Origin of the sequence: Comamonas sp. BIGb0124, from assembly GCF_003752175.1 — a bacterium.
In the GTDB taxonomy this organism is placed as follows: domain Bacteria; phylum Pseudomonadota; class Gammaproteobacteria; order Burkholderiales; family Burkholderiaceae_C; genus Comamonas_F.
The window spans coordinates 163,713-186,850 of the sequence record NZ_RJVF01000012.1; the positions used below are offsets into that span (position 1 = coordinate 163,713).

At 66.9% G+C, this 23,138-nt stretch carries 14 protein-coding genes; 4 read left to right on the top strand and 10 right to left on the bottom strand.

Annotation, left to right across the window (positions count from 1 at the left end):
- Window positions 1-14 precede the first annotated feature (14 nt).
- From EC845_RS15270 to EC845_RS15315, 10 genes are all read right to left on the bottom strand, one after another.
- Entirely contained in the window at window positions 15-4,580 is a 4,566-nt protein-coding gene (locus EC845_RS15270) for a cellulose biosynthesis protein BcsC (RefSeq protein WP_233598101.1), read from the bottom strand.
- 35 nt (window positions 4,581-4,615) lie between these two features.
- The gene (gene bcsZ / locus EC845_RS15275; protein WP_123298988.1) at window positions 4,616-5,860 is read right to left on the bottom strand and encodes a cellulose synthase complex periplasmic endoglucanase BcsZ; all 1,245 of its coding nucleotides are present in this window, start codon (window positions 5,858-5,860) and stop codon (window positions 4,616-4,618) included.
- A gap of 6 nt (window positions 5,861-5,866) precedes the next feature.
- Window positions 5,867-8,224, bottom strand: coding sequence for a cellulose biosynthesis cyclic di-GMP-binding regulatory protein BcsB (bcsB, locus tag EC845_RS15280; protein WP_233598102.1), 2,358 nt, complete (start codon window positions 8,222-8,224; stop codon window positions 5,867-5,869).
- Window positions 8,224-10,452 (bottom strand): UDP-forming cellulose synthase catalytic subunit, encoded by a 2,229-nt coding sequence (bcsA, locus tag EC845_RS15285; protein ID WP_370451333.1) that lies wholly within the window; start codon window positions 10,450-10,452, stop codon window positions 8,224-8,226. Before bcsA ends, bcsB begins: the two co-directional genes overlap by 1 nt.
- Before the next feature lie 28 nt (window positions 10,453-10,480).
- Window positions 10,481-11,275, bottom strand: a complete 795-nt coding sequence (gene bcsQ, locus EC845_RS15290) for a cellulose biosynthesis protein BcsQ (RefSeq protein ID WP_123298989.1) — start codon at window positions 11,273-11,275, stop codon at window positions 10,481-10,483.
- Window positions 11,272-12,213 (bottom strand): BcsR/BcsP family cellulose biosynthesis protein, encoded by a 942-nt coding sequence (bcsR, locus tag EC845_RS15295; protein WP_123298990.1) that lies wholly within the window; start codon window positions 12,211-12,213, stop codon window positions 11,272-11,274. The genes bcsQ and bcsR overlap by 4 nt, the downstream gene beginning before the upstream one ends.
- A gap of 35 nt (window positions 12,214-12,248) precedes the next feature.
- Window positions 12,249-12,743 carry a cellulose biosynthesis protein BcsD gene (gene bcsD / locus EC845_RS15300; RefSeq protein WP_158615705.1) on the bottom strand — a complete coding sequence of 165 codons (495 nt, stop codon included), beginning with the start codon at window positions 12,741-12,743 and terminating at the stop codon, window positions 12,249-12,251.
- Between the two features lie 294 nt (window positions 12,744-13,037).
- On the bottom strand, window positions 13,038-15,704 hold the full coding sequence (locus tag EC845_RS15305; protein ID WP_123298992.1) for an EAL domain-containing protein: 2,667 nt from the start codon (window positions 15,702-15,704) through the stop codon (window positions 13,038-13,040).
- Between the two features lie 324 nt (window positions 15,705-16,028).
- A complete protein-coding gene (locus EC845_RS15310) occupies window positions 16,029-16,823 on the bottom strand; it encodes a pseudouridine synthase (protein WP_370451335.1) in 795 nt (264 codons plus the stop codon).
- A gap of 429 nt (window positions 16,824-17,252) precedes the next feature.
- Window positions 17,253-17,957, bottom strand: a complete 705-nt coding sequence (locus EC845_RS15315; RefSeq protein ID WP_123298994.1) for a Crp/Fnr family transcriptional regulator — start codon at window positions 17,955-17,957, stop codon at window positions 17,253-17,255.
- A gap of 203 nt (window positions 17,958-18,160) precedes the next feature.
- Here EC845_RS15315 and EC845_RS15320 point away from each other — a divergent pair, with 203 nt between their 5' ends.
- Genes EC845_RS15320 through EC845_RS15335 form a run of 4 tightly spaced genes read left to right on the top strand, consistent with a single transcriptional unit; the run spans window position 18,161 to window position 22,946 of the window.
- Window positions 18,161-20,104 (top strand): long-chain fatty acid--CoA ligase, encoded by a 1,944-nt coding sequence (locus tag EC845_RS15320; RefSeq protein WP_123298995.1) that lies wholly within the window; start codon window positions 18,161-18,163, stop codon window positions 20,102-20,104.
- A 20-nt stretch (window positions 20,105-20,124) separates the two neighbouring features.
- Window positions 20,125-20,910, top strand: coding sequence for an ABC transporter ATP-binding protein (locus tag EC845_RS15325; protein WP_123298996.1), 786 nt, complete (start codon window positions 20,125-20,127; stop codon window positions 20,908-20,910).
- Between the two features lie 13 nt (window positions 20,911-20,923).
- Window positions 20,924-21,853: a branched-chain amino acid ABC transporter permease gene (locus tag EC845_RS15330; protein WP_123298997.1), complete on the top strand. Its 930-nt coding sequence runs from the start codon at window positions 20,924-20,926 to the stop codon at window positions 21,851-21,853.
- A 28-nt stretch (window positions 21,854-21,881) separates the two neighbouring features.
- Window positions 21,882-22,946, top strand: a complete 1,065-nt coding sequence (locus tag EC845_RS15335; protein ID WP_123298998.1) for a branched-chain amino acid ABC transporter permease — start codon at window positions 21,882-21,884, stop codon at window positions 22,944-22,946.
- The last annotated feature ends 192 nt before the right edge of the window (window positions 22,947-23,138 follow it).

The following is a 23,138-nucleotide window of genomic DNA, read 5'->3' on the forward strand; positions in this document are numbered from 1 at the left end:
ACGGCGTGCGGGGCTCAATACGGTGCGTAAGGCGACTTCAGTGGGTTGACCGGCATGGCCATGGCCCGGGTCTGCGGCTCCAGCGCATACCGCAGGTAGACGCCGCCGGTCATCTGACGGTAATCGCTGGCGTTGTCGAAGGCCAGGTGGCCGCCCACGAACAGCTGCGGGCCGATCTTGTACTCGAGCGAGCCGCCCACGTTGTAGCCGAGTCCGGTCTTGGTCTGGCCGGCATAGCGGGCGCGTGCGGCGTCGTCGCCGAGTTCGGTCAGGCCGCCGGCGGTCTGGGCGGCTTCGAAGGCGGCGCCCTGGCGTGCGCTGCTGGTCGGGAAGAAATTGGCCGCATCTTCCTTGAAGTGCTGCAGGCCCACCGAGCCTTGCACGCGGTAGCTCAGGCGGGAGCTGCGTCCGGTCCAGTCGACGGGCACGCCCACCGACAGGAAGTTCTGCGGACTGAAATAACCGCCGTGACCGTAAGTGAAGTAACGCCGGTTCTTGCCGAAGCCCAGCATGGTGACGTTGAGGCCCGAGCTGAGCGTGCGGTTGGGCTCGTCGATCAGGCGCCAGTACATGCCGCCGCCGCCTTCGAAGCGGCTGTTGGAGGCCACGTTGTGGCCGTTGAGCGTGTGGTACGAGCCGTAGCCGTAGAAGCCCTGGCCCGGCTGGGTCTCGAAGCCGAGTTCGGCGCGCGCGCCGGTGGCCACCACGCCGCCCCATTCGTCGCCTGTGCGTGCATCCTTGGCACCGGCAAACGACAGCAGGCTGTCGGTGACGGCACGGCGCGAGACGCCGACCTTGTAGTCGATCTGGTCGTTGAGCGGCCCTTCGATCTGCGCCCCGCCGACCACCGTGCTGTAGAGGAAACCGATGGGCGTGGTGCCGATGTCCGCGCGCCAGCGCTCGCTCTCGTAGCCGATGCTCAGGCCCACGCCGTCGTCGCTCTGTGGGCCGGCCGATATGCCGCGGCCACCGCCCGTGGCCGACAGATAGGAGTTGTAAGCGGCCACCGGTCCGCCGCCGAAGCGGCTGGCCTGGTCGTAGCTCGAGAGGCTGGTGGCCGTGGCGGGCGTGCCGGCGTCGAGGCTGACCATGGTCGCATTGAAGACCACCTTGCCGTTGCCGGCCGGCACCCTGACTTCGAACGGGGTCTCGAGATCGTCGAGCTTGCCCAGACCGGCCTCGCCCTGCCGCGTGCGCAGCGTGGCGCCGAGCGAGACGGTGGCACCCCGTTCTTCGCGCAGGCTGGCCAGTTCCTCGGCCAATGTGGCGGGCGCACGCTGCACCGGAACGTCGCTGTCCCCGAAGATGGAGGCCAGCAGGCCCTGCTGCGGTTGCTGCTGGGGCAAGCCGTAAGGCTGCTGGACACCGCCGTAGACCGGCTGGGCGCCATAGGCCGCCGGTGCACCGTAGACGCCGGCCTGGGCCGGCATCGCGTAGTTCTGCGGGTAGGCCTGCTGGGGATAGACCGGCTGTGCAGGCTGTCCATACGCCTGTGCGGCGGGTGCCGCGCCGTAGTAGGCCTGGGGCAGCGAAGCCGCCATCTGCGCGGGTGCGGCCGCCGGGGCTGCGGCCGTGGCGGTTCGCCTGTTGGCTGTCGAAGTGCGAGCCGTGGCGGCCGCCGGTGCCGTGCGCGCCACGGGTGCTGCCACATAGGCCGACGGCATGCTGGCCGCACCGTAAGGCTGCGCGGCCGTGGCGGGATAGCCGCCGTAGCCCGCCTGGCCCTGGGGCGCTGCCATCACGGGCGCAGGAATGAAATTCTGACCGGCCGAGGCGATCGGCGGATAGACCGGCTGCTGCGCCGGAGCGCCGTAGGCACCGGCATACGCACCCGCAGCCGGCTGCAGATTGGAGGCCGCGAACGGATTGCCCGCGTTCTGGCGGCCGCCGGCTGCCGCCGCTGCGGTCAGGCTGTTCGAAGGCACACCCGTCGTCGCATTGCGGAAGGGATTGCGCGGACGGGCATCCGACCACGAGACCTGCCCCGTCGGCAAGCCGATGCTGCCGCCCGCTGCACGCTGCTGCGCCTGGAGCGCAGCGGTGTAGAGCTGTTCGGCACGCGAGTTCTTGCCTTGGGCGCGGTACACGCGCGCAGCGGCGGCGAGCACCTCCGGATCCTGCGGTGCCACCTGAAGCGCAGCGGCCAGCGCATTCTCGGCATAGCCGTACTCCTTGGCCTGCGTCGCGGTCGAGGCGGCCGCCAGCAAGGTGGGCACGTCGCGCGGGTTGGACTGGCGCTGGCGCGTGTAGAGCTGCAGTGCCTGGTTGTAGTCGCCGTGGTCGGCGTACATGCGCGCCAGGGCCCCGATCACGTCGCCGTTGCCCGGCAACTGGACGAGCAGCGGCGCCAGCATGTCGTAGGCACCGGCCAGATCTCCGGCCTCGCGCAGCGCATCCGCCTGACGCACCACATAGGACACGCGAAGGCCCTGGTAGGTGCGATCGTCCTCGGCATTGAGCGGCTGGGTCGAGAGCTGCTGCAGGATCCCGGCCAGCTCGGCGTCCTGCCCGGTCTTGAGCAGAATGCCGGCGTACTGCAGCCAGAGACCCGGCTGGGGCCGCACCGTGCTGACGATGGACTGGCGCAGCATGTCGATGGCCAGGGCCGGCTGGCCGGCGTCCGAGAATCCGTTGGCGACCACGCCCATCAGTTCGTTGTCCTGGCCGGCAAAGCCGCGGGCCTGGTTGAGCAGGTTGATGGCTTCCTGCGTGCGGCCCTGCTGGGCCAGGGCGGTTGCCTGCTTGGCCTGCGCGTGCACCCAGGCACGGCGCTGCAGGGCGCCCATGTCGGTCGTGCGGTTCTGCGCCGGGATGCGTTCGAGCAGGCTCAGGGTGGTGGGCCAGTCGGCGGTCTCGGAGGCGAACAGGGCCGACGCGTAAAGCGATTCGGCCGTGGCCGGACCCGCCGTCAGCATGTTGGCCATCAGGTTGCGGGCCTGGTCGGGCGCACCCATCTGCAGGTAGATGCGGGCCAGATCCAGACGCACCCAGGGGCTCTGCGGATCGTTGCTCATGGCCCGCTCGAGCGAACTGCGTGCAGCGGTCAGGTCGCCGCGCTGCTGGGCCTGCTTGGCCAGTGCCAGATCGCGTTCGGCACGCAAGGCGCCGATCGAGCCCAGTTGACGCTGTTCCTCGGGCGAAAGCTGCTCGAGCAACTGCAGCGCTTCGGCCGACTTGTTGTTCTGCGAGAGCGCGCCGATGAGTCCGCGCGTGGCATCGGTGTTGCCGGGATGGCGCTGCAGGATGTTGCGGTACGCGGTTTCCGCAGCGGCGGGCTGGCCACTGCGAGCCAGCACGTCGGCCAGCGCGTTCTGGCCGGTCAGTTCGTTGGGATCGATGCGCACGGCCTGTTCCAGCGAACGCTGGGCCTCGGGCCAGTTGCGCGCATTGCGTTCGGTGTCGGCGCGCCGCACCAGCGTCCAGTACGTGGCGCTGTTGAGCGCCGTACGCCAGCGCGAGGCGTCGCTGCCGCGCGAGGCCTGCTGCAGCAGGCGCTGTGCCTCTTCGAAGCGTTCCTGGCGCAGGCGGATCAGGCCCATGCCGCCCTGGGCGTCGCCATCGTTGGGACGCGAGGCCAGCACGGCCTGGAAGTCGCGTTCGGCAGCGGCGACATCGCCCTGGTCGAGTGCCCGGAAACCGGCCGTACTGCGCTCGCGCAGAGGGTCGCGCGTTTCCTGCACCGTCTGACTCTGGGCCTGCGCCTGGGCCTGTCGCTGTTGCTGAAGTTGCTGGAGCTGCGTGCGCACGCCCTGATCGTCGGGATTCTGCTGCAGGTAGGACTGGTAGGCGGCAATGGCGGCCGGCCCCGTGCCCTGCCAGGCCAGCGCACGACGCCAGGACTGAATGGCCTGCTGCGTGACCTCGGGACGACGCGATAACTCGGACAGCCGGCGGATGCCTTCGGCCCGCGTGTTCTCGCGGTAGGTGAGATGCTGGGCCAGGGCCAGCGCCTTGGTGCCATTGCCCGGGTCGGCCTGGGCCAGACGTTCCAGACCCTGGCGTGCCTCTTCCCAGCCCTGCGCGCTGCCGCCCAGGGTCTGGTAGTACTCCAGGGCCAGGTCGCCGGTCGGGGCCTGACCGCCCAGCGCCTGCCGGTACTCGGCCACGGCCTCGTTGGAGCGGCCCTGCTGGGCCAGCGCACGCGCGGATTCCAGTTGCTGCCGGTTACCGCCCACGCGAATGCTCTGCTCAAGCTGCGCGATCAGCGGGCTTTCCGGATGCGAGGACTGCAACTGGCGAAGGTACTCGCGGGCGTTGTCGGTCTGGTTTTCGTCCAGGGCCAACTGCGCCATGCCGACCAGCGCCTCGGGCTGGTTGGGGCTGATGCGCAGGAGCTTTTCCCAATTCTCGCGAGCCCGTGCACGATCGCCGCGGGCCTGCCAGTACTGACTTTGCTCGATGAGCACACGCACCGGCTCGGGCGTGGCCGAAGCGGATTGCGCCCGCACATCGGCCGGCTGCAAGGCCAGCAGCACGCACGCCACGGCCACGGCGCGCAACATCAGGCCGGCGCTCTCGGGCCGGGGCCGCGAGGCGCCCAGCGGACCGGTGCGGAAGGATTCGACAAGCAGGAGGCTCATGAAATTCACTCAGGTAGTCGGCATCGGGGCTGGATTCAGCACCCGACCGCCCAGGACAGGCGGACACGCCCATCCTGCAGGAAACGATAGCGCCCGTCCGTCCACCCCAGGGCGAACAGGCTCAAGACCATGTCGTAGTACACGGGGATGTTGGCAGCCGTGACGTTGGCTGCCGGCAGCATGCTCAGCACCCGCCGCATTTGCGTGTTGTAGAGGGCGCTTTCGCCCAGCGCGTCGAGGTAGGGCAGCAGCACGGCGGAAAACCCCAGCGGCCCGGTGCCCGTCGTCTGACCGGTCGTGACATCGACCTTCTCGGGCGGCAGACCGCCCGAGGTGACCAGTGCAGCGCGCATGCCGTCGAGCGCCTTGAGCGAATCCGCGAACAGGGGATCGGCCGCCGAGGTGACGCCGGCCCAGAGGTAACTGCGAATCGCGTCGTAGCTGCCGACCGAGCCCTTGCCCGGATCGACGATGAAACGGCCGCCGGACGAGCCCGAAACCTGGTAACCGATCCAGTCGGCGACATAACCCTTGCCCGGCGACTCGGCCAGCACCCTGAGGGAATTGCGTGCAATCGCGGCCCAGGGTCCGCTCGGGTCCTCGGTCGCGAAACGGCGCAATTGCGGCACCATCAGGTAACTGGCATTGAGGCGCCACACACCGCCGGGCAGGTTGAAACCCTGCGGACCGGGCAGCAGCATCTGGCCCAGGCCCGGCAGGTTCACCACTTCGTCGCGCTGCACACGCGCCAGCAGCACACGGGCCTCGTCGCGGTACTGCGGTTTTTTCCAGATGCGAGCGGCTTCGAGCAGCGCGTAGGCGAACCACAGATCGGCATCCGATGCGGCATTCGGGTCGAGCACGCCCCAGTTGCCGTCCTCGCGGCGGCCCCACTGCCAGGCGGGCAACCGCGCCGACAGGTTGCCGCCGGCAAGGTTGAGCACGCTCCAGCGCCAGATCCGCTCGAAGGCGGCCGGGTCGTTGGCCACCAGGGCAAAGAACATGCCGTAGGACTGCCCTTCCGACGTGCTGTGCATCTGGGGCACGCTGTAGTCGACGATACGGCCATCGGCCTGCAGGTAGTGCGAGGCAAAGGCCTGCCAGAGCGGCCAGGTGACCGCGGGACACGAGCCTTTGCGATTGCCGCCGGCCGGTGCCGCCGGCTGCGCCCCGGCCAGGCCGGGAGCGGCCAGCCAGGACCACGCGGCCGCCGCCAGACCTCCGGCGGCCAGGCGGCGGCGCGAAGGATCGAACGGACGGGACGAGCGGGGTAGCGCCATAGATGTTTACCTCTTGAGTCGGGCCCGGGCACGGCCGCGCAGAGCCAGATACCAGACCATGGCCAGCAGGACGGCAGCCGCCGCGCCGCCGAAGACCATCAGGTAGGGCCGCTGCGACAGGAACCACTGCACGTAGCGTATGGGGCCAAGGTCACCTACATGATAGGTCTGGTCGGCCACGAGACTGGAGACCTCGCGGCCGGAAATCACGGCAAGGCTGCCCTGGATGCGTTTGACCAGGTCGGCATCCATCAGCGTCGACACGGCGTTCTGCAGGCTGCCCGAGGAATCGCCGGCCACCACGACCACGCTGCGGCCCGACGACAGCGGCGATTCGAAGCCGGTGAGATAGGCATCCGAGCCGTTGCTGCGGAAACCGATCGTGGCCCGCGAGTCGTTGACGTTCACGCGCGAATCGGAATCCCACCAGTTGGCGATCTTGTAGACCAGATCCGAGACCTGGAACGTGCGCGTATCGCCCTGCCGGGCCACCGGCATGCGCGAGGCCCACTGGGTGATCAGCGGCTGGTTGTCGCCCGAAGCCAGCACCAGCAGATCCTTGCCGCCCATCGATTGCACTTCGCCGGGCTGCACCACCGAGACCTGCGTCGCCGGATAACCGGTGGACTCGCCCATGCGGCCCATCAGGGTCAGGTAAGCCGACCAGTCGCCCACGCCGGCATTGGAAGGCATCACCACGGCCGAGTCCGACAGATCGGCCATGCGCGTGAAGGGGAAACCCATGTTGCTGAACGCAGCCAGGTCGGGCATGGCGATGAAATGCGGCAGGCCCGAGATGTCGATGGTCGACTCCGGATCGATCGTGCCCTTCACGTTGTCCAGGGGGGCCTCGCAGCTGCCCTTGGACATTTCATAGTAGTAGTGGAACTGCAGTTGCGACTTCGACGGCAACTGGAACAGCGGCAGGTCGAAAGGCGCGTTCACCGGCTGGACGCCCGCAGGCACGAAGCGGTTGACCAGGCGCTCGAGCGCCGTGTCGCCCAGATGGCCTGCCGCGGTCAGCGGGAAGGCCAGCAGGAACTGCTGGTTGATGTTGACGTTGAGCGTCGACTTGCCGGAGGCCACGCGCGGCGTGTAGCGGTACTTCAGATCGATGCGCGCGCCCTTGCCGCGCCAGGCGTACAGGTCGGGCGGGACCCGCATGTTCACGCGGATCAGGTCGGGGGCGTAGCCGCTGACTTCCAGGTCCTGGGTCTGTGCCAGTTCGCCGAAACGAACCGGCCGGTCGCCACGCAGCCAGTTGGGCGCATCGTAGGCGACGCGGGGCTTGGTCTCGGTGAATTGCGTGATGGTCGCGGTCTGCCCCGACAGGGGGGCATTGCCCAGGGCCAGCGCCTCGGCCGCACGCTTGAGCTCGTTCGCGTCGCGGCCCATCACCAGCAGCAGCTTGCCGTTGGGATCGCGCGGATTGGTCTGCACCGAAATCGTCGGGCCCGTCACGCTCTCGGGCGTGGCCACGCCGTTGAGCCGCTCACGGCCGGTCAGCAGCACCACGGCATTGCCGGTGGCCGGCAGGTCGCGCAATGCGTCGAACTTGGCGCCGCGGTAGCCGGCCTTGGCACCGAACCACGACGACAGGCTGCCCGCGGCTTCCAGCACATCGTTGCCGGGCGGGTTGGCGAAGACGAAGGGCAGGTTGAGCTGCTGCACGTCGCGCTCGTCGAAGAAAGGCAGCGGCAACTGGCCGAGATCGTTCTGCAGCGCCACCGGGGCCACCGTCAGCTCCAGCACGCTGCTGTTGCTGACCGTCGCCCACAGGCTGGAGTGCGCCGGATCCTCGCACTCGTTGGTGTAATGGCCGATGAGCTGGACACCCACCCGGTTGTAGTCCGTCAGCACACGGACCGGAATGGGCACGTCGCGCGTGAGATTGGTGCCGGCCTGGTCCTTGGGCACCGGGATGGTCGCCACCACCTCGTCGTTCACCAGCACCCGCAGGTGCGAGAGTTCGGTGATGAGCGACGGCGAGTAGCTGTAATTCATGCGCAGGCGGGCGCCGACGATGATCTCGTCGGATCGCACGGAGAACGGCACGCTGTTGATGCCGTCCACGCCACGCAACTGCAGTGGATAGATCGCGCCGAGCTGGCGCAGCGTCAGGCGATGCACCCGGTTGCCACCCACGGCGCTGTTGCCCGTCGGCTGGAAGGATGCATCGGTCGGCAGCACCGCAGCCGAGCCGCCCACGGGCGCCACGGCCGGCGCGGGCGAACCGGCGGCCGGCGGTGCACCGGCAGAACCGGTGTTCTGCGCCAAGGCCAGCGGCGAGCAGATCACCGCACAGGCAGCAGCCAGGGCCGCTCTCGTCAGCGGTCTATGCCGCATCGAAAAATAGACAGACATCAATCCCCCGTATCCAGTTTTGTTTTGACGACCTTGAGTTCGCCCTTGCGCCAGGAATCCACCATCGACCAGAGATGCACGAAGACCAGGCCGAAACCCCGGGCTCCCGTGCGAAACACCGTGCCGAGCGCGTTCAGCGGCGCATCGCGCTGGGTCTTGCCCCATTCGCGTGTCCAGATGTCGGCACGGGCAAACGTCATTTGCGCGAACTCGACCTGCTGGGCGGGCGTGAGGTCACGCAGTTGCAGTCCGACCCGGTTGCCGCGTGCAAACACCACATCGGCCGGGAACACCGACTCGGCGCGGTTGCGGAACAACGAGACACGAACCTGCTCGTGCAGATTCACCACCGCGCCTTCCGGCAACTGGATGCCGATGCCGCCCTGCGAGAAGTCCGTCATGTCGCAGGCGATGGTCTGGCCACCCGGCAGGTGCAGCGCGGCCGGCAGGTCGAGCGGCACACGCGGGTTGTCGCGCACCTGGCGCGTCTCGCTGGCCGCCGCCACGCAGGCGCAGATGATCAGCATGTTGTAGAAAGTCCAGAACAAGTTGATCAGCATGGTGAAGGCCAGGCCGCTCGTTCCTTCCGCAGAGAACACCAGGTGCATGACGCCGGCGATGAAACCCGCCAGATTCAGCAGCAGCAGGATCAGGTAGGGCCGCGCCATCACCCAGTCGAAGTAGGCCTTCTCGATCACCCCGCCCTTGGCCGTCACGTTGAACTTGCCCAGCTTGGGGTTGATGAAGGCCACCAGCACCGGCCGCAGGATGTACCAGGCCAGCACCGACTCGTAGACCTCGTTCCAGAACGAATGCCGGAACTGCCCCTGCACCCGCGAATTGGTCATCGTCGCGTGCAGGATGTGAGGCATGGCGTAGGCCGTGATCATCAGGGCCGAAGCCTCGAAGATCTGGATGTCGAACAGCAGGAAGGCCAGCGGCGCGGTCAGGAAGATGAGCCGCGGCAGGCCGTAGAAGAAGTGCAGCATGGCATTGAGGTAGCACAGCCGCTGCCCGAGTTTCAGCCCCGGCCCGAACAGCGGGTTGTCGACGCGGCAGATCTGCGCCATGCCCCGCGCCCAGCGGATCCGCTGTCCGATGTGCCCGGACAGACTTTCCGTGGCCAGGCCGGCGGCCTGCGGAATCGCGAGATAGGCCGTGTTGTAGCCGGCCCGGTTCATCTTGAGCGCGGTGTGGGCGTCTTCCGTCACGGTCTCCACGGCGATGCCGCCGACTTCCAGCAGCGGCGCGCGGCGCAGCACGGCACATGAACCGCAGAAGAAGGTCGCGTTCCAGAGGTCGTTGCCGTCCTGAATCAGGCCGTAGAACAGCTCGCCTTCGTTGGGCGTGGTGCGGAAGGTGCCGAGGTTCTTCTCGAACGGATCGGGCGAAAAGAACACGTGCGGCGTCTGCAGCATGGCCAGCTTGGGGTCACGCAGGAACCAGCCGATGCTCACCTGCAGGAAGGACCGTGTCGGAATATGGTCGCAGTCGAAAATGGCGACGAACTCGCCTTCCATGAGCTTGAGCGCCGAGTTGATGTTGCCGGCCTTGGCGTGGAAGTTGTTGTCGCGCGTGACGTAACCCACGCCCATCATCTCGCAGAACTCGCGGAACTCGGGGCGGCGGCCGTCGTCGAGCACAAAGACCTTGAACTTGTCGGCCGGCCAGTCGATCGCCAACGCGTTGTAGACCGTCTGTTTCACCACCGACAGCGGCTCGTTGTACGTGGGAATCAGAATGTCGACGCTGGGCCAGGTCTGCGGATCGGCCGGCAGCGGCTCCGGCCGCCGCTGCAGCGGCCAGGCCGTCTGAAAATACCCGAGCAGCAGCGTGATCAGCGCATACAACTCGGCGATCAGCAGCGCGAAGCCGAAAAAGGCGTCCAGGAAGGTCTCGAAGCCCAGCGTCGACGTGAGGCGCCAGTACATATAGCGCAGCGAGGCGATCAGCGACAGGATGATCATCGTCAGGATGGCCAGCCGGCCGGGCACCTTGCGCAGCACCAGGGCGAGCACCACGCAGGTGCCGGCAAAGATCGCCTGCATGGTGACATCCAGCGGCACCGTCACCACGGTGATGAACAGCACGGCGGCGAAGGCGATCGCGGCATAACGCAGCACCGGATGGTCCCAGCCCCGCGAAGCCAGCATGCGGTCGCCCAGACCGGCCAGTCGATGAGCCCAGCTCGGCGGGCGATCGGCAGAAGGGACTTCGGTGGTGCTCATCGGAATGTGCCGGTTAAATCAAAAAAAGTCAGGCCGAGTGCGCGCTGGGATCAGCCCACGTCGTGCCGGTGTCGAAACGCGCCTGCAGCCACTGCACGCAGGTCGCGAAATCCTGCGCAGCCAGGCTGTGCGGTGCATAGTCGAAGATGCTGCGCCGGAACGCCACGGCCTCGCCCACCGACGCGTCCTGATGGACCACGGCCGCCAGGCGTTCGCCCAGGTCCTGGCGCAGCACGCCGGCAACGTCGCGCGCCAACTGGCGCGAGGCGTCCATCTGGTTGATCACGTAGCCCGAGCCGACAAAATCCGGCCGGCCGGCGCAATAGGTCTGCAGCAGCCGTTCCATGCCGGGCAAGGTGGCATAGCTGCCGGCATCGGGCAGCGCCACGACCAGTGCGGCATGGGCCACCTGCAGCGCCTGCCGCAGATAGACCGAAGCCCCCGGCGGGGTGTCGAGCAGCACGATCGCGTCCTGCGACAGGCCCATGGCCTGCAGGTGACGCAGCAGCCAGTCGGGGTCATGGTGGATGGCCAGTTCGATCTGTTCGCGTTCGCTTTCGCCGACCTCACCGAAGGGCAGCACGACGACGCCGGATTCGCTCTGGACACACGCATCACGCCAGGGCGTACCGTCGATCGCCGCGCGCGAAAGTCCGCCGGGATGCTCCAGATCCAGATTGAAGTGAAAACGCAAGGCGCTCTGGGGATCGAGATCGACCACCATGACCTGATGGCCGGCCCGGTGCAACGCGACGCTGAGATTGACCGTTACCGTGGTCTTGCCCACCCCGCCTTTGGGGGACACAACGGCTACGCGCTTCATAAGCGGTTGAGCTGCTGCAGCAGGCTGGTCGGCGCCGGCACGGGCGTCGCGGCAGCAGCAGGCCCGGGAGGCCCTCCTGGGCGAGGCGGGGCATCGCCGGCGACCGCCGCGCCGTGCAGCAGCCGGTCGAACACCGAGACGAGCGCGTCGGCAGGTGCTGGAGCGGGCGCGGGGATCGCCGGTTCCTGCGCCTTCAGCACCGCGCTCAGGGCCGATCGCAGCGGTGAAGACGAAACCGTGCTGCCCGTCACAGGGCTGGACGGCGCAGGCGTCGAGGCCGGCGCAGCCACGGCAGAGGCGGGTTGCCCCGGCACCGCCGGCGCACCGTCCGGCAACACGGCCGTCACAGGCGGACGCGGCCGGGGGGGAATGAACTGGGCCTTGGAAGGCGGTTTGGCAACGGGGGCCGGCTCGGCAGCGACAGGGGCCGGGGCAGGCACAGGGGCCGTCACCGGCGCGGCTGGCGCGGCCGGCGCAGCCGTTGCGGCGCGGAACAGCGGCGCGTTGGCCAGCACGGGCTCGACTCGCGTGTCGGCCTGCGGTGCAACCGCTTGCGGCGTGGCGACAGGCGCGGCAGCCGGTGCAGGCGACGATACTTCGGCGGCGGGCTTGCGGGAAAACAACCGTGCGGCGGCCGACATCATCCCGAGCGCAGCCGGCGCGGGAGCCAAGACAGGCGCAGGCGCAGGTGCCGAAGAAGGAACAGCGGCCGCGGGGAATGCCGGCTTGTCGAGCGGCGCAGGCGTCACGGGAACCGCCGCCGGCGGTGTCGACGCAACCTGCCCGGCCTCGGCTGCCGCAGTCTCGTGGACGGTGGACAGCAGGGGCCAGCGCGACAGGGACTCTCGCGCCAAGTCGTCACGCGCGATCTCCTTGTATGAGCTACCGCTCACACCGATTTCGGCAAACAGGCTCTTGACGTCGTCGAGTTCTCTCATGGCAGGTCCCAAATCACAACATGCTGCCCTCGCAGTCAAGCAAAAATACTGGGCGCCTTGGGCACAGGCGCCTCCTTGCGCTCCAGGCGGAATTCAACACTCCCCAGGGCATCCGGTTCGGCGGCCTGACGGATCTTGAGCGCCGGGTCGATCCCCATGGCCGTGAACCAGGCTTGATAGACGCCTTCGAGGAAGGCGGCGCTCCAGCTCGCCGAGGTTTCGCCCAGCACCGCCACCAGCGGCGAAAGCTGGTGATTCACACGCAGGAAACCGCTGCTCTCTTCCAGAGAGACCAGGCCCCAGCGCATCGCCGACCAGCGCTCGTTCATCGCCACCTGAAGCTCGGGCAACGTCGCACTGGCGCCCAAGGGATAGGAGGCGGCAAAGCGCTGCCCCACACGCGCCATCAACACCCGCAGATCTGCGGGTGCCAATTGAGCTTCGAGCTCCTGGCCCAGCGTGCGCAAGAAGGGCGTCCACGACGGATCCGCCTGCAGTTCGCGTACGTAATGAATCAAAGGTGCATCCATCTCGTTTATCCCTTTTTTCAGTCTTTGCGCCGAAATCGTCCGGTCATTGATGGGATGAATCTCAAGATTCCCAAAGCATTCACAACCGTACTCCCTTAGAACCCGGAGTCTACATGGCATTCAATTGTCAAAGACGCTCACTAAGTCTAGAGACTGACGTCGTCATCCGGTCTCGACTGGGAAAAATCTATTTTCCCCCGCGCCGCCATCTGTCGTCCGCATACCACAGTTCGACACACGATGTACGAAACGGGACATGCCGTGCTGTGAATGGCCCGCGATCGGGCGATCCGCTCAGGACGGTCGGGTCAGGGCAGGCAGGCGGGATTCCAGCCAGACGACGAACTCGTCGGGCGGCATGGGCCTGGCCACCAGATAACCCTGGACCACGTCGAAACCCTGGCGTTCGAGCAGATCGAAATGTTCCTGTGTTTCGACGCCTTCGGCGATGACGGTCAGGTCCATCGCCTCGCCGATCCTGACCACGGCCTGGCTCAGGATGCGGCTGATCTCGTCGCTGGCCACGGCCTGGACAAAACTCTTGTCGAGCTTGATCTCGTCGAGCGGCAGGCGATTGAGGTAACCCCAGCTCGAATACCCCGTGCCGAAATCGTCGATGGACAGGCGCACGCCCAGGTTCTCGATTTCGCGGACCACGGCCAGGGTGCCGGGGTCCGAATCCAGCATCACGTTTTCGGTCACCTCGATCAGCAGGTCGCCCGTGCTGAGCCCGTGTGCAGCCAGGGTGCTGGTGATGTGCTGAGGCAGATCGGCGTTGCGCAGGCTGGATGCCGACATGTTGATCGACACCGCGGGCACCGCGAGACCCGCCGCACGCCAGGCCTGCAACTGGCGGCAGGCCTCGGCCAGAACCCACAGGCCCAGCGGGTTCATCAGCCCCAGTTCCTCGGCCAGGGGGATGAACCGGTCGGGGCCGATCATTCCCCATTCAGGATGCTGCCACCGCAACAGGGCCTCGGCGCCGTAGAGACTGCCATCGGCGATCCTCACCTGCGGCTGGTAATGCAGCTTCAGTTGCGACGTCCGCAGCGCGTCGCGCAAGGCGGCTTCCATCACCAGACGGCCATGGCTGGCCCGGTTCATCTCGCGGCTGAAGAAGCCGGTGCTGCCCGCGCCGCCCGCCTTGGCCTGGTGCAGCGCGATATCGGCCCGGTGCAGCAGGGTTTCCATGTCGCGGCCATCGGCCGGATACAGGCTGATGCCCATGGACACCGACATCTCCAGTTTCATGCCGGCGATCTCGACCGGCTCGGACAGACGCTCGTGCAGCGTCTCGACCAGCGGCAATGCCTCGCTGTCGGCATCGATCGGCATCGCCAGGACAAACTCGTCGCCCGACAGCCGGCCGACCAGGGCCCGGCTGTCGACATCCGCCAGCCGCTGGGCCACGCTGCGCAGCACGATGTCGCCGGCGGTATAACCCAACGAGTCGTTGACCTGCTTGAGCCGGTCCACATCCATATAGATCACCGCCAGTTGCTGCCCCTGGCGCTGCACATCGGCGATCACCTGCCCCGAGAGGCTTTGCAGCTGCCGCCGATTGGGCAGCCCGGTCAAGGTGTCGTAGAAAGCCAGTTGCTCGAGCTGCTGGCGGGCCTGGTGACGCTCGAGGGTCAGTCCGCACAGTTGCAGGCAACTGTCCACCACCCGCATCAGGAAGGGGTCGGGCTGGCCGCGCCATCGGCCCAGGCAGGCCAGCACGCCCAGCACGTCGTTGTCGTTGGACTGGATGGGCACGGCCCAGCAGGCCACCGGCGCCACCGCCGCCGGAGCGCCATTGGCCTCCGCATCGGTCTGCTCGTCGGCGGCCAGCAGACCGACAAAAGGCGTATCGCGGACATCGGGCACAAAGACCGGCTGCCCGCTCAGCACCGCAGCAAAACGCAGGGTGCCTGCGCCTTCGTCGTCGTCCAGGATTTCCGACCACGACATCACCAGGTGCGGCGCCACGCTGGGCGCAGCCAGGGTGCGCAACATGCCGCCCTCGCCGACCTGGGACAGCACCAGCCGGGTGCCGGGCACCATCGACTCGATCTCGCGGCAGATGAGGTTCATGGCGTCGAGCACCGGTGCATCGCGCACCAGGGCCTCGAGCACCGGCTGCTGCACGGTCTTGCGCAGACGGCCGCTGGTCACGTCGGTCGCGAACACGATGGTCCGCCCCTGTCCCGCGCTGCCCTGACGCACGACCAGCGTGGCAAGGCGGGTCCAGTAGCGCTGGCCCGACCGGCCTTCGGTCATGCAGTACTGAATGAAACGGCTGTCGCGGCCGACGGCCTGCCGCCACTCGTTGGAGAGATGGGCCCGCGTGCTTTCGCCAAACAGCACGTCCGCGACATTGCGCTGAACCGCCAGTCGCGATTCGTACCCGTACATGCGCACGAAAAAAGGATTGACGTATTCGATGCGGCCGTATTCATCGGCGATCAGGACGGCTCGGTCGGAGGCTTCGACCGCCACCTGCAGGCACGCGGCCAGGGTGCCGTCTGCGTCGGGCAGCTGAGCCACTGCAGGGAGCGGCAAGATCTCGGCCCCGTCGCGTCCGGCGATCAGCATCACGACGGGCCCGCTCACGCCGTCGTCGCCCGTCTCGACGGTCGGGACCGGCAGATACAGGGCATCGTCGTCGAAGATCTGCCCGTCGGAAGCCACATAACTCAGGCGGTTGTTCACCACCTCGCCCTGCTCCAGCCGCTGCCAGAGCGACGCATAGGCCGGGGTCTCGCGGCAGGATGCCGAAACCAGCACCGTGTGGTGCCGCCCGACCAGGTCGATCGACTCGGCCCCGAACAGACGCTCGCCCGCCCCGTTGACATAGCGGATGCAACCGTCGCTGCCCAGTTCCAGCAACGCTGGCTGCTGCTGCTGCGCGGAGAGCAACAAGGCCTGGGCGGCTGTCGCGGTGGGTGACCGCGGGCCTTCAGGCGAAGGTGCCGGCATAGAGGCTTTCCAGCGCCAGGCGAGCGACGCACGGCCAGGCCGGCCCCGAATGTATCGATCTCTGCATCATGAGTTGTGTCGCCAGAATGTTCGATGTAACTACTTCAAAAATTATAGCAATACCGTAGACAAAAGATAGATATGAATCCAATCTCGCTCACTATCTTGGCACGAGATCGGATTTGTTCGTTTCATTGCATTTGTTACACTTTTATACTCAGGCGCGAGTCTTTTCCTTGCAGGGTCAAGCCCGATCCCGCCCGACGCCCGCCGGCAATTTTTTTCAGCCTTGGCCGGGCCTGTCGCAAAGCGCCGACACCTGGCTCAGAAGCGCTCGTCCGGCCCCAGGTAACGCCACTGGCCGGGCGGCAGTTGGCCCAACTGCACGCGCCCCATTCGAATGCGCTTGAGGCCGACGACCTTGAGTCCCACCTGTTCGCACATGCGGCGGATCTGGCGTTTTTTCCCTTCCTGCAGCACAAAGCGCAGTTGCTCGGGGTTCTGCCAATCCACCTGCGCGGGCTTGAGCGCCTTGCCGTCGAGCGACAGGCCATGACGCAGACGAGCGAGCTGTTCGCGCGGGAACACGGCCTGTACGTCGGTGGCCACGGTGCCGTAGTGCACACGCACCAGATATTCTTTTTCGAGCGTCGAGTCCTCGCCGATGAGCTGGCGCGCCACGCGGCCGTCCTGCGTCAGCACCAGCAGGCCCACCGAATCGATGTCCAGCCGGCCGGCCGGCGCCAGACCGCGCAACTGCCCCGGGTTGAAGCGGTGCGGAGACCGGTCGCCGTCCCAGCGGTTGCGCGCCTGCACCAGCACCACGGCCGGCTCGTGGCCGTCCTCGGCCTGGCCGCTGACATAACCCATGGGCTTGTGCAGCAGGATGGTGACCTGCTGCGACTGCTGTCCGTGGGCCTGCCGGTCGACCGTGATGCGGTCGTTGGCCGAGACCTTCACCCCCATGCCCGCCACCTGCCCGTTGACCTGGACCCAGCCCTTGTCGATCCAGTCGTCGGCTTCACGGCGCGAGCACAGTCCCATTTCCGCCATGCGTTTGTTGAGGCGCGTCAGCCCGGGATCGCCCCCCGCATCGGGTGCGGAAGGCGCAGCCCTCACACGCACCGGTGCACCCCGGCTGGCGGGCAGCGGAGGCCTCGCGGGCTGGGGCGCGCGCGCAGGTGCACGGTCCGGAACACGATCGGATGCCGCGGCGGAACGGCCCGGGGCGGCCGGACGACCGGCGGACGGCTGGCGGCCCGGGGCAGACTCGGAGGTACCTGCGGCAGGCGATCGCCGATTGGCAAACGTGGGCCGTGGAGCGGATGGAGACGGAGGACGGGAGTCGTGGCGATTCATGGTCGGGCAACGCGCGGGCGCACGGCCCGAAAGCCGATCCGCGCGGAAAAAGTCGCCGGCCGCAAGCGGGCCGGAAAGCAGTCGATTCTAAGAGCCTGCCCTGCGCGGCGCTGCCGGCTGCACGGGCACAGAAGATTCGCACCCTGCAAGACCGGCGCCCCGTTGCACCGCCGCCGTCGCGGCAGGCACCTAGAACTCACAGACGCGCAGGCCATCGAGGTCGAGAATGCGCACGCCGCCATACTCGATGCGGATCAGGCCCCGGCCCTGCAGAAACTGCAATCCCTCGTTCACGCGCTGACGCGAAAGGCCGACCAAGTAAGCCAGCTCCTGCTGTGTGATGCGCAGCAGATCCTGCACCCCGGGATAGAGCACCGGGTTGCACAGTGCCGCCAGATTGCGCGCCACGCGCACGTCCGGACTGCTGAGGCGGTCGTATTCGCGGGCCATGATGAACTGCCCCAGCCGCTCGTTGAGCTGCCCCATCACGAACCGATTGAAACCGATGGAATGATCCAGCAGCCAATGGAAGGTATCCACCGGAAGACCGGCGATCAGGCTCTTGCGCAGGGCCTGGATGTCGTAGCGATAGGGCTCGCGCTTGATCACCGTGCCTTCGCCGAACCAGCCCCCCGGCGGCAATCCGGCGAAGGTCATGGTCGTGCCCTTGGCATTGTCCCGGCTCATCTTGAGCAATCCCTCGATCACGCCGAACCAGTACACCACCGGGCGGCCGATGCGGCACACATGCTCGCCGGGCAGCACCTCGCTCACGCGAATGGCGGCCAGCGCCTGCTCGCGCGCGCCGGCGTCGAGCACTGCCAGCCAGGGAATGCCGTCGAGTTCCTTGCGTTCTGCGAAACGGGCGCGTTGCTGCAGGGGTAGAGGGTCCATCTTGAGTCGTCATGTGGAAGTCTTCAGTGTGAGAAATCCCTAGGACACGTCCCAATGGGAGTAACCCGCGATTTGTCGGCAAAACGACATCCCAGCGTCAAAGTGCTTCCTACCATTGTCTCCAAGCCCTTCCGTTGATGACACTGCAGCGGCCCCGCCCCAGGCTCGAGCCCCCTGTCGTGATCCCGCCCAGAAAGAGCGCCATGGAGACATCCTTCCCCCACCTGCTGCGTCTGCATGCAACCCGGCGTCCGAGCGACGCCGCGCTGCGCGAGAAAGCCTACGGCATCTGGCAAACCTGGAACTGGCAGCAAGTCGACCAGGACGTGCGCCACTTGGCATGGGGCCTTGATGCGCTGGGTTTTGCACCGGACGACAACCTCGCCATCGTGGGCGACAACCGGCCTTATCTCTACATGGGTTTCCTCGCCGCGCAGAGCCTGCGCGGCGTGCCGGTGCCGATGTACCAGGACGCGATCGCCGCCGAGATGGTGTTCGTGCTGCAGGACGCCCACATCCGCTATGTGTTCGCGGAAAACCAGGAACAGGTCGACAAGCTGCTCGAAGCACGGGCCCTGCTCGAGGCCGACCCCGCAGCAGAGCCCGGCCTGCTGGCCCACATCGTCTACGACGACCCGCGTGGCCTGCGCCATTACGACCAGCCAGGGCTCATCAGCATGGCGGCCCTGATCGCGCTCGGACGCGAGCAGGCCGCGGCCCGTCCCGCACTGCTCGACGAGCGTCTGTCGCAGATTCAAACCGAAGACACCTCGGTCATCCTCTACACCTCGGGCACCACCGGCAAACCCAAGGGCGTGTGCCAGACCCACGCCAGCTTCATCGCCTCGGCGCGCGGCGGCATCGAAGTCGACGGCCTGGACTCGCATGACAACGTCATCTCCTACCTGCCTGCAGCCTGGGTCGGCGACCACCTGTTCTCGGTGGCGCAGTGGCTGGTCGCCGGCTTCACCATCAACTGCTGCGAATCCACTGCCACCACCGCCATCGACCTGCGCGAGATCGGTCCCACCTACTACTTCGCGCCGCCCCGTGTCTTCGAGGGGCTGCTCACGTCGGTGTCGATCCGGATGGAAGATGCCTCGGCCGCCAAACGCTGGCTCTACCGCCGCGCGATGGATGTGGCACGGCGCCACGGCGCAGACCTCCTCGACGGCAAACCCGTGCCGCTGGGCGCGCGGCTGAGTTATGCGCTGGGCTCGCTGCTGGTCTACGGGCCGCTGCGCAACGTGCTCGGTTTCTCGCGCATCCGCGTGGCCTACACGGCGGGTGCCGCCATCGGGCCCGACCTGTTTCGTTTCTACCGCTCGATCGGCATCAACCTCAAGCAGCTCTATGGACAGACCGAGACCTGCGCGTATGTCTGCATCCAGCGCAACGGGCGCGTCAAGCTGCACACCGTGGGCGAGGCAGCGCCCGGCATCGAGCTGCGCATCGCGGACTCGGGCGAGGTGCTGGTCAAGGGCGTGAGCGTGCTCAAGGGCTATTACCAGCGGCCCGATGCCACGGCCGAGGTGCTCGATGCCGAAGGCTACTTCCACACCGGCGACGCCGGCGTCATCGACAGCGACGGCCACCTGCGCATCATCGACCGCGCCAAGGATGTGGGCCGGCTCACGGGCGGCGCCATCTTTGCGCCCAACTATATCGAGAACAAACTCAAGTTCTTTCCGCAGATCAAGGAAGCCGTCTGCTTCGGCCACGAGCGCGAAAACGTCTGTGCCTTCGTCAACATCGACTTCGAGGCCGTGGGCAACTGGGCCGAACGCCAGGGCCTGCCCTACAGCGGTTATGTCGACCTCGCGAGCAAACCGCAGGTGCTCGATCTCATCGCCGACTGCGTGCGCCAGGTCAATGCCGACCTGGCTGCCGAAGAAGGCATGGCCGCCACGCAGATCGCGCGTTTCCTGGTTCTTCACAAGGAACTCGACCCCGACGACGACGAGCTCACCCGCACCCGCAAGGTTCGTCGCAAGTTCGTGGCCGACAAGTACGCGGTGCTCATCGATGCACTCTACGGCGGCCTCGGCGAGCAGTTCATCGAGACCCAGGTCAAGTTCGAGGACGGACGCAGCGGCAGCGTGTCCGCCACCCTGCCCATCCGCGACGCCCAGCGCCACGCCGCCTGAGCCACAAAGGAAAGCCTCGCATGTCCACCCGCAGCATCGGCGACGTCATTCTCGAAGTGCAGAACATCTCGCTGGCATTCGGCGGCGTCAAGGCGCTCACCGACATCAGCTTCGATGTCCGCGAGCACGAGATCCGCGCCATCATCGGCCCCAACGGCGCCGGCAAGAGCTCCATGCTCAACTGCATCAACGGCGTCTACCAACCCCAGCAGGGCCGCATCACCTTCCGAGGCCAGACCTTCCGGCACATGAACAGCCGCCAGGTCGCCGAGATGGGCGTGGCCCGCACCTTCCAGAACCTCGCGCTCTTCAAGGGCATGAGCGTGCTCGACAACATCATGACGGGACGCAACCTGCGCATGCGCAGCAACATCCTGCTGCAGGCCCTGCATCTGGGGCCCGCACGCGCCGAGGAGTTGCGGCACCGCGAGAAGGTCGAACACATCATCGATTTCCTCGAAATCCAGGCATGGCGCAAGACCCCGGTGGGCCAGTTGCCCTACGGCCTGCAGAAACGCGTCGACCTCGGCCGCGCGCTGGCCATGGAGCCCCAGGTGCTACTGCTCGACGAGCCCATGGCGGGCATGAACATCGAGGAAAAGCAGGACATGTGCCGCTTCGTGCTCGACGTCAACGACGAGTTCGGCACCACCATCGTGCTGATCGAACACGACATGGGCGTGGTCATGGACATCAGCGACCGTGTGGTGGTGCTCGACTACGGCAAGAAGATCGGCGACGGCACCCCCGACGAGGTACGCCGCAGCGAAGACGTGATCCGCGCCTATCTCGGCGCGGCACATTGAGGGAGCACACGACATGGGATTTTTCCTCGAAACCCTGATCGGCGGCCTCATGGTGGGCATGCTGTATTCGCTGGTGGCCCTGGGCTTCGTGCTCATCTTCAAGGCCTCGGGCGTATTCAACTTCGCGCAGGGCGCCATGGTGCTGTTCGCGGCCCTGGCGATGGCGCGCTTTTCGGTCTGGATCCCGCAGTGGCTGGGCTTCGAAAGCCGCCTGCTGGCCAACCTCCTGGCCCTCGCCGCCGCCCTTCTGCTGATGATCGCCATGGCCTGGCTGATCGAGCGGCTGGCGCTTTCGCGGCTGGTCAACCAGGAAGGCATCACGCTGCTGATGGCCACCCTGGGCATCGCCTACTTCGTCGATGGACTGGGGCAGCTGATCTTCGGCAGCGCCGTCTACCAGATCGACATCGGCATGCCGAAAGATCCGCTGCTGCTGTTCGACTCGGTGTTCGAGGGCGGGCTGCTGGTCAGCCAGGAAGACCTCTACACCACCGTCATCGCCGCGGCCCTGGTCGCGGCCCTCACACTTTTCTTCCAGAAGACCGGCACCGGCCGTGCCCTGCGCGCCGTGGCCGACGACCACCAGGCCGCCCAATCCATCGGCATCTCGCTGTCGCGCACCTGGATCATCGTCTGGTCGGTCGCCGGCGGCGTGGCACTGGTCACCGGGATCATCTGGGGCTCCAAGCTCGGCGTGCAGTTCTCGCTGTCGCTGGTGGCGCTCAAGGCGCTGCCGGTGGTGATCCTGGGCGGCCTGACCTCGGTCCCCGGCGCCATCATCGGCGGGCTCATCATCGGCGTGGGCGAAAAGCTCGCCGAGATCTATCTCGGCCCCTACCTGGGCGGCGGCATCGAGGGCTGGTTCGCCTACGTGCTGGCCCTGGGCTTCCTGCTGATCCGCCCGCAGGGGCTGTTCGGCGACAAGATCATCGACCGGGTCTGACCGGCCAAGCACAGGAGGCGAGAGCACCATGTTCTATCGTGAAAACGGCCAGTTCAAGACCCGCTACCAGGACGATCAGCAGATCTTCGCGGTGCGCCAGGACCGCATCGCCATCGGCCTGATCCTGGCCGTGGCCTTTGTGCTGGTGCCCCTGGTCGCCAGCGACTACATGCTGCGCGCCGTGCTCATTCCTTTCCTGATCCTGGCGCTGGCGGCGATCGGCCTCAACATCCTGGTGGGCTATTGCGGCCAGATCTCGCTGGGCACCGGAGCCTTCATGGCCGCCGGCGCCTATGCCGCCTACAACCTGCACGTGCGCATCGACGGCATGCCGCTCATCCTCGCACTGCTGGGCGGCGGCGTCTGCGCCACGCTTCTCGGCGTGCTGTTCGGCATTCCCAGCCTGCGCATCCGCGGCCTGTATCTGGCCGTGGCCACGCTGGCCGCGCAGTTCTTCGTCGACTGGTTCGCCAACCGCGTGCCATGGGTCAGCAACCATTCGCCGTCGGGTTCGGTCAGCGCGGGCCGCCTCGAGATCCTGGGCTACGCCTTCAACACGCCGCTGCAGCGTTATCTGCTGTGCCTGGCCTTTCTGGCGATCTTTGCACTGCTGGCCAAGAACCTCGTGCGCTCGGCCATCGGCCGCGAATGGATGGCCATGCGCGACATGGATGTCGCCGCGACCGTGATCGGCATCCGGCCGGTGTACGCCAAGCTCACCGCCTTTGCGGTCAGCTCCTTCATCGTCGGCCTGGCGGGCGCGCTCTGGGGTTTTGTCCACCTGGGCGCCTGGGAGCCTGCGGCCTTCAGTCTCGACCGTTCCTTTCAACTGCTGTTCATGATCATCATCGGCGGCCTCGGCTCCATCGTGGGCAGCCTCTTCGGCGCGGCGTTCTTTGTGCTGCTGCCGCTGGTCCTCAACGCGGTGCCGCATGCCATCGGCCTGCCGATCTCCACCGCCACGGCCTCCCATCTCGAACACATGGTGTTCGGTGCGCTGATCGTGTTTTTCCTCATCGTCGAGCCGCATGGGCTCGCCAAGCTCTGGGCCACCGCTCGGCAGAAGCTGCGCATCTGGCCCTTCCCCCACTAGGCCGGCCCGCCGCACGCACGTCGAGACCCCGTACCAGCCAGCAGCATCCCGCAACCCGTCCACGAGGAATTCCGCCATGACCTGAAAGCCGCACACCGTCCCTTCGCCGCCGCGCCCCGCCAGCAGGGCACGCGACCGCGCGCACAGGCCTCGAGTGCAGTGTCCGTCGGCCTGATCCGCCTTTACCGCTCT

Excerpts from the sequence above, each read along its gene's own strand:
- EC845_RS15305 (WP_123298992.1), bottom strand. The coding sequence starts at position 15,704 with ATGCCGGCACCTTCGCCTGAAGGCCCGCGGTCACCCACCGCGACAGCC.
- EC845_RS15315 (WP_123298994.1), bottom strand. The coding sequence starts at position 17,957 with ATGGACCCTCTACCCCTGCAGCAACGCGCCCGTTTCGCAGAACGCAAG.
- EC845_RS15325 (WP_123298996.1), top strand. The coding sequence starts at position 20,125 with ATGTCCACCCGCAGCATCGGCGACGTCATTCTCGAAGTGCAGAACATC.
- bcsA (WP_370451333.1), bottom strand. The coding sequence starts at position 10,452 with ATGAGCACCACCGAAGTCCCTTCTGCCGATCGCCCGCCGAGCTGGGCT.
- bcsB (WP_233598102.1), bottom strand. The coding sequence starts at position 8,224 with ATGTCTGTCTATTTTTCGATGCGGCATAGACCGCTGACGAGAGCGGCC.
- EC845_RS15335 (WP_123298998.1), top strand. The coding sequence starts at position 21,882 with ATGTTCTATCGTGAAAACGGCCAGTTCAAGACCCGCTACCAGGACGAT.
- bcsR (WP_123298990.1), bottom strand. The coding sequence starts at position 12,213 with ATGAGAGAACTCGACGACGTCAAGAGCCTGTTTGCCGAAATCGGTGTG.
- EC845_RS15330 (WP_123298997.1), top strand. The coding sequence starts at position 20,924 with ATGGGATTTTTCCTCGAAACCCTGATCGGCGGCCTCATGGTGGGCATG.
- EC845_RS15270 (WP_233598101.1), bottom strand. The coding sequence starts at position 4,580 with ATGAGCCTCCTGCTTGTCGAATCCTTCCGCACCGGTCCGCTGGGCGCC.
- bcsZ (WP_123298988.1), bottom strand. The coding sequence starts at position 5,860 with ATGGCGCTACCCCGCTCGTCCCGTCCGTTCGATCCTTCGCGCCGCCGC.
- bcsD (WP_158615705.1), bottom strand. The coding sequence starts at position 12,743 with ATGGATGCACCTTTGATTCATTACGTACGCGAACTGCAGGCGGATCCG.
- bcsQ (WP_123298989.1), bottom strand. The coding sequence starts at position 11,275 with ATGAAGCGCGTAGCCGTTGTGTCCCCCAAAGGCGGGGTGGGCAAGACC.
- EC845_RS15320 (WP_123298995.1), top strand. The coding sequence starts at position 18,161 with ATGGAGACATCCTTCCCCCACCTGCTGCGTCTGCATGCAACCCGGCGT.